This is a genomic window from Candidatus Omnitrophota bacterium, assembly GCA_028716245.1.
Lineage (GTDB): Bacteria > Omnitrophota > Gorgyraeia > Gygaellales > Profunditerraquicolaceae > UBA6249.
Genome location: JAQUQW010000002.1, coordinates 88,262 through 99,895 on the forward strand (window position 1 = coordinate 88,262; position 11,634 = coordinate 99,895).

The following is an 11,634-nucleotide window of genomic DNA, read 5'->3' on the forward strand; positions in this document are numbered from 1 at the left end:
TTATGGCCGGACTAGATTTTGAAAAACCTATCCTAGAGCTAGAGAAAAAAATCCAAGAGCTTAAATCTTTTATGGCTGAAAAAAAGATTGATTTGTCTTCAGAAATCAAGAAGCTCGAAGAGAAGCTGGAGCATTTAAAAAAAGATACTTATATTAATCTTAGCGCTTGGCAAAAAGTGCAGCTTGCCCGCCATCCCAAGCGGCCTTATACATTGGATTATATCGGTATGATTATGTCGGACTTTGTGGAACTGCACGGCGACCGGCTTTTTAGCGATGATAAGGCGATGATTTGCGGTTTGGCAAAGCTGGATAAAATTAAGGTTATGGTCATCGGGCATCAAAAAGGCCGCGACACCAAGGAAAATTTAAAACGCAATTTTGGCTGCGCCCATCCGGAAGGATACCGCAAGGCCTTGCGGGTAATGCAATTGGCTGAAGAATTTGATTTGCCGATCGTAGTCCTTATTGATACCCCCGGAGCATATCCGGGTATCGGGGCTGAAGAGCGCGGGCAGTCTCACGCGATCGCGCTGAATTTACGGGAGATGGCCTCGATTAGCGTGCCGATTATGGCGATTGTGATTGGAGAAGGAGGCTCAGGAGGGGCTCTTGGGGTGGGGGTGGCTGACCGGGTGGCGGTTTTAGAAAATTCATATTATTCGGTTATTTCTCCGGAAGGATGCGCGGCAATCCTTTGGAAGGACGGGGCCAAGGCCCCTCAAGCGGCAGAGGTATTAAAACTTACCGGCCAGGATCTTTTAAAAATGGGCATTATCGACGAGGTAATCCCCGAACCCCTGGGCGGAGCGCATCGTGACGCGCAAAAAACCGCTTTAAACATCAAGGAAGCAATTTTAAGGAATTTTAAGGAATTAAGGCTTTTGGATAAAGAAGCATTGCTTAAATTAAGGTATAAGAAGTTCAGGTCAATGGGTGTTACCGGATGATTGAGCAGGAGCTAATTTTATTAGGCCTGTTACGCCAAAGCCCCAAGCACGGTTACGAAATTAAGGTAAAAGCGCGCGAAATCCTCTCCTCTTTTGCCGGAGTCCAGTTAAAGTCAATATATTACCCCCTAAGAATTTTAGAAAAAAAAGGCCTGCTTACCAAGTGCGCGGATAAATTAGGCAGCAGGCCAAGGCGTTTTGTCTATTGCCTTACCGAAAAGGGTAAAGAGCGCTTTGAGATATTGCTTAATAAAAACCTGCTGGATTTTACGCGCCCCCAGTTTACTCTTGACCTAAGTTTATATTTCCTCAACTTCTTGAAACCAGCTTTAGCCCGGCGCCGGCTAAAGAAGAGGCTGGAAATTTTAGGAAAGATCTCCAGCGGCATAGAAAAGATGCTAAAAACCAAAGAATTAAAAGAATCCCTGGCGATTTCCCGGATTATGGAACATAATCTCTGCCTGCTGCGTGCCGAGTCTTCCTTCCTGAGTTCACTCCTCCAAAAAATTTAAATAGGGACAGCGACCATTTTTCTCTAAGCTAAACTTCCAAAAAATGGTCGCTGTCCCTATTTATTTAGGCATAAAAGACGTTGAAAATACTATGGTTAGAACAAGGTAACGGTTCAATAGGGGGACGTTTATATTTTTTTAAAGTTGAAGCTGTAAAAAATAGAAACGTCCCATTTCTTTTAAGGCGGACAGCAAGTTTTTATGCCCCCGTCGGCAAAATCAGTAAAAAAAGTAAAATAGTGCTTGACAAAACATATTATTTTATATATTATTTCATATATAATATAGTAATTGCTATAACATACCATAATGATTTTTTCAAATGGAGGAAACATAATGGCTAAAATATTGATCTCACCGGGTGAAATCAGCAAAATCCACAATATCTCCTATCAGACGATAAACTACTATACAAATTTAGGCCTGTTGATGGTCAAGAAAAGGAACGCCAATAACCGGCTTTATAGTTCCCGGCAGGTAAGCGCCTGCTTAAAGAAGGTCAATGACCTTAAAAGCCGGGGGTATTCCCTGAAACTTATCTGTGATCTGTTAAGAAAGGGTTAAATGAGCTATTATTCGGTCCTTGGACTAAAAAAAGAGCCTTTTTCCAACAGCCCTGACCCGGAATTTTTTTACGAGTCAAATGAGCATAAGGCGGCGCTGATGCGCCTGCTGGTTGAAATACGCCTGCGCCGGGGTTTGAGCGTCATCTTAGGCGATGTTGGAGTAGGCAAGACAACCCTTTCGCGTAAACTTTTTCAAATGCTCAAAGAGCGCCCGGATATGCTTTTTTATATGATTATGGACCCTACCGCCCAAAGCGAGGAGCTTTTTCTGGAATCATTAGTGCGCACATTCAATATCCAGGACCAGATCCAGGGCAAAGCAAGCATCCTTGATTATAAAGAGGCGATTAAAAAACACCTTTTCCAAAAAGGGGTTGAAGAGAATAAAACCATAGTTTTGGTGGTGGATGAAGCGCAGAAGTTAAACGCCGATTCGCTGGAAATTTTACGCGTTTTACTGAATTATGAAACAAATGAATTTAAATTACTGCAGTTGGTGCTTTTTGCGCAGATGGAACTTTTGCCGCGGATCAAGGAGATAAAAAACTTTTTTGACCGGATTGTGCTTAAATACGTGATCAATCCTTTGGATGAGCCGGAAACGCGGGATCTGATTAGTTTTCGCCTCAGGCAATCCGGGTTTAATACAGAGTTGAAACTCTTTACAGACGAAGCAGTTAATGAAATCCAGCATTACAGCCAAGGGTATCCCCGCAGAATAAACCTGATTTGCCATAACGCGCTAAGAAACCTGATTATGGGTAACAAAACGGTTATCGATGGGGCGCTTATCCGTGACTTAGTCGCAAGGAGCGTAGTGTAATGATCGACAAGCAAACTTCTGACGAGAGGTTACTTAAACTTATTGAGGGCACCGGGGAACCTAAACACCCGGGAGCTATGTCCGTCGGGGCAAGAAGGCTGGCCGCCCATCCCCTGGCCGTTAAACTTAATTTTCTTGAACTAAAATCGAAGCTTAAAGACTTAAAGGTTAATTTACTCGTTTTAAATAAAGGCTTGATTGGTTTGGCAGTTTTCCTAACGTTTATGTTTTTGTATATCCTTATCAGCGGTTCAATAATTTCTAAATCCAACTCTATTTCTTTTACCCCCAGGGATAGCTCGGCAATAATAAAATTAATATCCGCCGGAGAGGCTCAAGGGTTGATGCGCAAAAACATCGCCAATCAGAATATCACCAGGGATTTTTTTCTTCCCTTTGGCGAAAAACGCAGTGTTCCTGTGCAGGAGGAGGGCCCGGATATAACCGAAGAGGTCAAGGCCCTGAAACTTGTCGGCATTATCTGGTCGCGTAATCCTGAAGTGATGATTGAAAATTCCAAAGACTCTCGGACATATACTTTAAAAAAAGGCGAATCGCTTGGCGATAAGTTCAAGATTAAAGAGATTTCACGGACTTCGGCTATTTTGGTGGTAACCACCCCGGCCGGCTTAAAGGAATATGAGTTAAGATGAAGTTAGAAAAGCTTATTTTATGCGCGGTTTTTATTTTGTCCTTTGCAGGATTGGTTTTGGCCGAAGATATTATCGTTGAAGCTGCTAAAGCGTCTGAGCCGTCAGCAACATTTACCGATAAAGTTTCTTTGGATTTAAAGGGGGTTGATATTAACGAACTTTTTAAATTACTTTCCGCGAAAACCGGGATAACGATTATTCCGTCTCCGCAGGTCAGCGGGAGGATCACGGTATTTATGAATGATTTAAGCTTTTCCGATGCGCTGGATGTAATTGTTACCATGCAGGATTTGGCTTATGAAAGAAAGGCAAATGTAGTCAAGGTAATGACTTTGGCAGAATATGAAAAGGCCTACGGAAAGAAATTCGGAGAGCGCAAGGAAACCCGCACCTTTAAGCTTGCTTATGCTAAGCCGGCAAACGTGCTCAATGTGATCAATTCCCTGAAATCCGAGCTGGGCAAGATTATTTCCGATGATTCAACCGGCACCGTCATTATTATAGATACTCCGCAATCCATGGAAGTTATGGCTAATACGATAAAAGAGCTTGACCGGCCCCTGGAGACGCTGGTCTTTGATGTCAACTACGCGCGTTTTACCGATATAAAAAATTACCTTAATGAACTGATTACTCCGGGAGTCGGGCAGATAATCGTGGATGAAAGAAGCAGCAAGGTGGTTGTTTATGACCTGCCGCAGCGCTTAAACCGGATAAAGAAACTTATGCGGGAGTTTGACGAACAATCGCGCCAGGTGCTGATTACCGGCGAAATTATTGAAGTTACGATCGATGATAAATTCCAAAGCGGTATTGCCTGGGATAAGATTTTTAACCAAGCGGACCTGCATAACCTGGAGTTGGTGGGGAATTTTCCCATAAGCCCGGCGCTTTCCAATTATGGAAAGATCAGCTTAGGCACATTAGCCCAGGACCATTATAATATAGTAATGAATATGCTTAGTACTTACGGCTCTACGAAAGTGCTTACCCGGCCAAGGATTGTTGTGGTCAATAAGGAGGAAGCTAAAATACTTGTCGGTACGCGCGAGGCTTATGTAACCTCGACCCAAAGCCAGGGACAATCCACGACCCTTACCGCGGAAAGCGTGCAGTTTATCGATGTTGGGTTAAAACTTGCGGTTGTGCCGACCATTGGCGCCGATGGTTTTATTACAATGAAGATAAAACCTGAAGTCAGTTCAGTGCAGAGCACATTAACCACAACTGCCGGCACGGTTGTGCCGATAGTGGAAACCTCGCAATCCGAGACAGTGGTTAAAGTAAAAGACGGCAATATGCTGATTATCGCCGGACTGCTTAGAGAAGAAAATGACAAAAGTGATTCAGGGTTGCCTGGCTTATCGCGCCTGCGCATCTTGGGCCATTTATTTTCTACGAGGGGAAGGGAAAAGAAAAGAAAAGAGTTGGTTATATTTATAACTCCTACAATAATAACCGGAACAAACAATATCAGCCGTGAGGTAAAGAGTGAAAGCAAACAATAAACTCATAAATAGGGACAGCGACCATTTTTTCAAAAACCTTTGGATTCGTAAAAAATGGTCGCTGTCCCTATTTATCCTGCTATCTTTAATCAGCCCGCTTGGCGCAAAAAGCGATTCCGCGCAGGAAGATCAGATAGTTGAAGAGAGTCCGAAGGATAAGATATCCTTGGACCTGAAAAATGTGGATATTGTTGAGTTATTGCGGATTGTCTCGCTTAAAACCGGAAGGACAATCGTTCCCAGCAAGGATGTTTCCGGCCGCATCACCATCTATTTAAGCCAGGTTGCCTTTGATGACGTCCTGGATATTATCCTGCTTACTCAAGGGTTGGCCCTAAACAAAAAAGATAACGTGTATTATGTGATGAGTGAAGCCGAATACAAAAAAATGTATGGCCGGGATTATATTGACCAGAGAAAAATTGAAACAGTCAAGCTTTCCTACGCCAAGCCTTCCATAATTTTTAACGCGCTCGGCCAGCTTAAATCCGATGTCGGTAAAATCGTAGTTGATGAAGCCAGCGGCACGATAATCCTGATCGATATCCCGGAAAAGCTGGAACTGCTTCAAAAAACAATCAAAGAATTAGACCAGCCGTTGACTACCGCTATCTATGACCTTAATTACATTAAGCCTGCCGATGCCAAAACCCAGCTTAACGCCGCCATTACTCCGGGTACAGGCGAGGTAATTATCGATGAAAGAAACGGCAAGGCCATAATTTCGGACCTGCCCAGAAAAATAGATAAGTTAGGGATGCTGGTGCGTGAGATAGACGAGGAATCCCGCCAGGTTTATATTGAAGCCGATATCGTCGAGCTTACTTTGGATAATCAATTCCAAAGGGGGATAGACTGGGAAAAGCTATGGAGTTCTGCGGCAATGAATGGATTGGATTTTTCCGGGAATTTTCCTTTAGCCGCTTTAACGGCAGTGGGGGCAATAACTCAGAAAATCTCAGTGGGTACCTTTGCCACCAATCATTACCAGGCGATCCTGAATTTTCTAAATACCTACGGAACTACGCATGTTGTTTCCCAGCCGAGGATTGCCGTAGTCAATAACGAAGAAGCCAATATTATGGTCGGTACGCGCGAGGCGTATATTACTCAGACGCAAAGCCAGGCAACCGCGACCACCGTAACTTCTGAAACCGTAGAGTTTATCGATGTTGGTGTTAAATTAAAAGTTGTACCTAAAATCAGCGCCGATGATTTTATTACGATGAAGATAAAACCTGAAGTCAGTTCTGTTACCAGGACGCTTACTACTTCTCTGGGTAGCGTTGTTCCAATAGTGCAAACTTCTCAGTCAGAAAGTGTCGTAAAAATAAAAGACGGGATGATGATTATGATCGCCGGAATGACTAAAGTTGAGAAGACCGACACAATCAACGGCTGGCCGGTATTGTCAAAAATCCCTTTCTTAGGAGTATTGTTTAGCAATCGCGTGAAGGATACCAAGAGGACCGAAGTAATTATTTTTCTTACCCCGCACCTGTCGCGCGGCGACGCGGGGTTAAGAGGGGATGAGATAACTAAAATATTGCCGATGGAGAATTTACCGGAGCGCTTGCAAAACAAGGTAGTCAGGGATAAAGCAATAGATAAGGGGCTATTTACTCCTGAAAAGATGAAGGAAGAATTGGCCAAGAAGCAGGCAATAGAGGTAGCTGCCGAAGAAACAGCCGAAAGGACCGCCGCAGACAAATTGGCAAAGGCGGCAGAAAAGGCAGAAAAGGCAGCGGTCAAACAAACAGTTGCCGCCGAAGTAAAGAAATCCAGCCCAAGAGAAGCCGCCAAAGAATATTACCAAAAAGGCCTGCGCGCGCAGGCGGATTCCGATAATGAAGAAGCAATCCGTAATTTTATAAGAGCCGCGCAGTTGGATAAAAAATACGCCGCCGCTTACAATAGTTTAGGGATTATTTATGAGCAGGAGAGTAAGCCCGAGAAATCCGAGGAGATGTATCTAAAGGCCGTTTCAGCTGACGAGCGTTATTGCCCGGCCTATTCAAATTTAGCTTTATTTAATGAAAATCGCAAAGATTTTACCAAAGCTTTAGAGTATTGGCGCAAACGCGTTTTATACGGCGATCAAAATAGCGAATGGACAAAAAAGGCTATACAGCGGATAAAAGAACTTGAGAGCAACAAAGGCGAAACTGTTTCCGATTCAATCGGGACAGGGGGGTAGGTATCATCCCCATGTCCCGAACAACTTGGAAACAGTTTCGATAAATAATGAACATAAATTTTAAAGAAAAGAAATTGCTTCTGGCGTTTGCGTTTTTAATCCTGCTTACCTTTTTAATCGGCCTGTTTGGCATAGCCCAGATCCAGGGATTAAGCCGTAAGATCGAAGGTTTAGGCAGGTATAATTTAAAGCGGCAGAGCGCCGTGCTGGAGATGCGTATAAATAACGCGGTTTATGCCATGGGTATCCGCAATTATGTTTTTTGGCGCGCCTTCCGCTATTTGAACGCCATGCCGATAGCGGTAAACGTGGATAAAGTTTTTGCCGTAGGAGAAAATTTTAAAAACCAGCTTAAGATTTACCGCCAAAGCGCATACTTAGGCCAGGAAAAAGAGTGGGCAAATCAAATTACTGTTTCATTCGATGAGGCTTTTACGCTTGGCAAAAAAATTATTCAATCAGCGGATAAAGAGGAATCCGGAAAAATCAACGAGGCTACAAATAACCTGCTGATGAACTTTGAGAACCGTATTTATAAAATAGACGAGTTTTTGAATAATTTTATGGGTAAATCCAATCTTGAAGATGTGCAGCGGCAGTTATTTTTGGCTAACGCGGATAAGCAGCAGGCGATTTTTTTCTTAAAAATCAGTTTAATCAGCGCGCTGATTGTGGGGATATTGATCGCGCTCTCTGTATATCGCCGAAGAATCAAGGAGCGCTCCTACCGCCAGCAAATTTTTAACCGGATGATTAATATTGAGGAGAACGAAAGGAAAAATCTTTCCGCGGCGGTGCATGATGAAATGGGCCAGGATTTAAGCGCGCTAAAAATTTACCTTGGGCTTGTTTCTCAGGAGCTGGCGGAAGCAAAAGAAGATTTGAAAGCAAAAGTCGAAGAATGCAAAAAGATAACCGCAGGACTTATTGACAAAAGCCACAACATTGCCTTTTTGCTCAGGCCTCCGGATTTGGATGAAGTGGGATTGTTGGAAAGTTTAGAGTCGCTGCTTTTAGAATCCAGCCATCTCAGCGGCGTTGAATATATTTTTCAAAAACCCGCCGGCAGCCTTGCGTTGGCTCCGGAGTACAGCTTGTTAATTTACCGCATAGTGCAGGAACTGGTTACGAATATGATCAAGCACTCAAAAGCTAAAAATGTGGAAGTCAGTATCAATAAAAACGCAAATTCCATAGAATTATTTTACCGCGATGACGGGCAGGGGTTTGATTACAATCAGGACGCCAGGAAATTCTTAAGGCGCAGGGAAGATAAATTCCGGCTTGGGCTAATCGGCTTAAAAGAAAGGGTGGAGGTGCTCGACGGGTCAATGCAAATAAATTCATCTTCCGGAAAAGGGACGAGCATTACCGTAACACTTCCGATAATATGCCCATAAAAATTGCGATCGTTGATGACCATGATATAATCCGCACCGGCGTAAAAAGCGTTTTGGAAAAACACACCCAGTATGAGGTTTGTGTTGAAGCAGCCAACGGAGAAGCGGCTTTAAAAGCCGCCGAAGACTTTAAACCGGACATTATGCTGTTGGACATTTCGATGCCCAAACTCAGCGGGCTGGATATAATCAGCCGGATAAAACGCCTCAGCCCACAGACAAAGATAATCATTATCTCGGTCTATAAATTAGGCACATATATCTTAAAGGCTTTACGCTGCGGGGTTAACGGTTATATCAATAAAGATAATCTTGCCGAAGAGCTTATCCCGGCTTTATCGCGCATAAGTTCCGGAGGTTCTTATCTGGGTTCAGAAATCTCTGACTATTTGGCGCAGACAATGCAGGATTCCCAAAAAAAAGAAATACCAAAAGGGTTAAAGATTTTAAACGCGCGTGAACAGGATGTCCTGCGCCTGGTAGCGGAAGGTAAAACCGCCAGGGAGATCGCCGAAGTCATGTTCTTGAGCCGCCGCACAGTAGAAAATTACAAAAATAGCATACTTAAAAAGCTGAATTTACATAAGACCAGCGACCTGATTAAATATTCATTGGAGAATAAATTTCTCGATGCTTAAGAAGGTAGATAAAATTTTGAAAATAGCACGGCAGGATGATGAAATTCTGGCGGTATTTCTATTCGGCAGCCTAGCGCGGCGAGAAGGACATAAAACAAGTGATATAGATATTTGTTTAATATTGAAACCAGGCAGGTATTCTTCTTTAGGCCTTTCTGAGAAAAGGTTTGAATATCTTAAGGTATTCGATTTAGATGTGCAGATTTTTCAACAGCTGCCTCTTTATATTAAAATGAGGGTGATAAAGGATGGGAAAAAACTTTTTTGCGCGAATGAAGATGAGTTATATCAAAGTGTTTTTAACACGATTACGGAATTTGAAGATTATAGAGATATTTACCGTGATTATTTAATGGAGGTAGGAAATGTTAGATAAAAATAGGATTTTGGTGAAAATTGATGAGCTTGATGGTTATCTTGATGAGCTTGAACAGATTGCCCCGGCAAAATTGAAATTTAAAGAATACCAGGTAATCGAAAAAAAACGCAGTTGTGAAAGGTTATTACAGCTTTCCATTGAAGCTGTAATCGATATTTGCAAATTTTTTGTTTCGGGGATGAGATTAGGATTGCCTGCTGAGGAGAATGACCTTTTTGATAAAATGCAAAAGAAAAAATTATTGTCTAAGGAGATGGCGGTGATTTTAAAAGAAATGAAAGGTTTTAGGAATATTTTGGTTCACGAATATGCAGCCGTGGATGACGAACTTGTATTTAAAGCAATAAAGACAAAATTAAAAGATTTTAGGAGATTTAAGAAAGAAATCTTAGCAGTATTGGCAAGAGTTAGCAGATAAGGGGATATCATGTTTAAGATTAAAAATGTCCAATTTGAAATGTCCAATGTGAATAAAATAGGGACAGCGACCGTTTTTTGGTCGTTTTGCTTAGAGAAAAATGGTCGCTGTCCCTATTTAAAAAAGAGTATAATGCGCAATGAAAACGAGTAGTTTACCCATTGAAAGAATATATGATAAATAGTATATTATCTGTAGATGAAAGAAGGGCAGCAGAAGAGGATGAAATGAATAAATATACTGTTGGCATAATTCTGGGTATTTTAGGCGCGGGGTTAAATTGCCAGGCGCAGGCGAATCAGGTCTTAGAGCAGGCGCCTTTTGTCCTGGAAGATAATTTAGCCGGCCCGGCCACGGTAGAACCAGAGCCGATCTTTGCCACAGGAATAATCAAAACTATCTGTGTATCTTATGAGTTTACCGGCCAGGTGAGTTTAGAAGCCAGCACCAATGGAGGCGTTGATTACACAAAAATAATCAATGGCTCACCGCTTGTTGATGGATTTATTCCGGGAAACCAGCTGCGCTTTAGGGCAAATATCGGACCGGCAAGCAGTTTAAAAAAATTAACCATTGGTTACACTGATTCATCAGGAGTATCCAGATTATACCGCAACCCCGATTTAGCAAATTATAAAAATCACCGTGAAATTTATATTTCCGGAGGCAGCCAGGAAGTATTTAATTATCCCCTGGAAATAAAATTGGATCCTTTAGCAGCCGGCACTGAAATTTATTTTACCGCGGCTGACGGTCAAACTCCGCTTTATTATTATTTAGAAGATCCCGCGCGCTGCTACGTGAAGGTTCTCCAGATCCCCAAAGAAGGCACAAAAATTTATGTTTACTGGAAAAATAGGGACAGCGACCGTTTTTCTCCAAGTGAAACAACCAAAAAACGGTCGCTGTCCCTATTTTTAGACGGCAATAAAGTTTTTCCGTTTTTTGAGGATTTTAACGATGCCTCTTTAAACGCGGAAAAATGGGAAATAATTCCCGGGCTAAAAAAAGAATACAGCATTAAAGATGGATATTTACGGATTAAAGATTGTTTAGTGGTAACGCGAAATTTTAAAACCCAACAGGGCATCCTGGAGTTCAAAGCCAAGGCGGAAGAGAACGCGGGGATCCAGGTAGTTGTGCGCACAAAAGTTTCCGCGGGGTTATCTCCTTACGAACAAATAGTTTACTCTTCGAATTATCCGGGAGCAGAACATACTATCGCGATCAATAACATTGCCAAGGTGAATATAAGTAATCCGATAAAACCGCTTACCTATTATATCTATCAAGCAACCATCAATTCCACCGGCATTCTTTTTGAAAGATACAGTGAAGACCGGAAGGAAAAACAGGCCGAGATAAAATTTTTGGATGTGGGGAATTTTAGTGAAGGTTATATTGGTTTAAAAGCGGATGCCGCGCCGTTTAATGCCGGCAGTGTTTATTTCGATTGGATCAGGGTCAGGCCGTATGTGGAAGTTGAACCAAAGGCGGTGATAAATAGGGACAGCGACCGTTTTTCTCTTCTAGGCGACCATGAACCTGTTGCTGAGGTGATGAGATGAAAGCGGCCCTATTTCCCGATTG

At 42.5% G+C, this 11,634-nt stretch carries 12 protein-coding genes; all 12 read left to right on the forward strand.

Annotated features, from left to right (window positions below; genetic code table 11):
* Window positions 1-2 precede the first annotated feature (2 nt).
* The 12 genes from PHG87_03935 (at window position 3) to PHG87_03990 (ending at window position 11,612) form a co-directional block, all read left to right on the forward strand.
* Window positions 3-950 carry an acetyl-CoA carboxylase carboxyltransferase subunit alpha gene (locus tag PHG87_03935; GenBank protein ID MDD5477337.1) on the forward strand — a complete coding sequence of 316 codons (948 nt, stop codon included), beginning with the start codon at window positions 3-5 and terminating at the stop codon, window positions 948-950.
* Complete coding sequence (locus PHG87_03940) at window positions 947-1,462, forward strand: PadR family transcriptional regulator (GenBank protein MDD5477338.1); 516 nt, start codon at window positions 947-949, stop codon at window positions 1,460-1,462. The genes PHG87_03935 and PHG87_03940 overlap by 4 nt, the downstream gene beginning before the upstream one ends.
* Before the next feature lie 336 nt (window positions 1,463-1,798).
* Window positions 1,799-2,026: a MerR family transcriptional regulator gene (locus PHG87_03945; GenBank protein ID MDD5477339.1), complete on the forward strand. Its 228-nt coding sequence runs from the start codon at window positions 1,799-1,801 to the stop codon at window positions 2,024-2,026.
* Complete coding sequence (locus PHG87_03950) at window positions 2,027-2,851, forward strand: AAA family ATPase (protein ID MDD5477340.1); 825 nt, start codon at window positions 2,027-2,029, stop codon at window positions 2,849-2,851.
* Window positions 2,851-3,504 (forward strand): hypothetical protein, encoded by a 654-nt coding sequence (locus PHG87_03955; GenBank protein ID MDD5477341.1) that lies wholly within the window; start codon window positions 2,851-2,853, stop codon window positions 3,502-3,504. Before PHG87_03950 ends, PHG87_03955 begins: the two co-directional genes overlap by 1 nt.
* A complete protein-coding gene (locus PHG87_03960; protein ID MDD5477342.1) occupies window positions 3,501-5,012 on the forward strand; it encodes a secretin N-terminal domain-containing protein in 1,512 nt (503 codons plus the stop codon). The genes PHG87_03955 and PHG87_03960 overlap by 4 nt, the downstream gene beginning before the upstream one ends.
* Window positions 4,996-7,209, forward strand: coding sequence for a secretin N-terminal domain-containing protein (locus PHG87_03965; GenBank protein MDD5477343.1), 2,214 nt, complete (start codon window positions 4,996-4,998; stop codon window positions 7,207-7,209). The genes PHG87_03960 and PHG87_03965 overlap by 17 nt, the downstream gene beginning before the upstream one ends.
* Before the next feature lie 47 nt (window positions 7,210-7,256).
* On the forward strand, window positions 7,257-8,609 hold the full coding sequence (locus PHG87_03970; protein MDD5477344.1) for an ATP-binding protein: 1,353 nt from the start codon (window positions 7,257-7,259) through the stop codon (window positions 8,607-8,609).
* Window positions 8,600-9,247, forward strand: a complete 648-nt coding sequence (locus PHG87_03975) for a response regulator transcription factor (GenBank protein ID MDD5477345.1) — start codon at window positions 8,600-8,602, stop codon at window positions 9,245-9,247. The genes PHG87_03970 and PHG87_03975 overlap by 10 nt, the downstream gene beginning before the upstream one ends.
* Complete coding sequence (locus PHG87_03980; protein MDD5477346.1) at window positions 9,240-9,623, forward strand: nucleotidyltransferase domain-containing protein; 384 nt, start codon at window positions 9,240-9,242, stop codon at window positions 9,621-9,623. The genes PHG87_03975 and PHG87_03980 overlap by 8 nt, the downstream gene beginning before the upstream one ends.
* Window positions 9,613-10,044, forward strand: a complete 432-nt coding sequence (locus PHG87_03985) for a DUF86 domain-containing protein (protein ID MDD5477347.1) — start codon at window positions 9,613-9,615, stop codon at window positions 10,042-10,044. Before PHG87_03980 ends, PHG87_03985 begins: the two co-directional genes overlap by 11 nt.
* Before the next feature lie 227 nt (window positions 10,045-10,271).
* Window positions 10,272-11,612: a DUF2341 domain-containing protein gene (locus tag PHG87_03990; protein MDD5477348.1), complete on the forward strand. Its 1,341-nt coding sequence runs from the start codon at window positions 10,272-10,274 to the stop codon at window positions 11,610-11,612.
* Window positions 11,613-11,634: the final 22 nt, after the last annotated feature.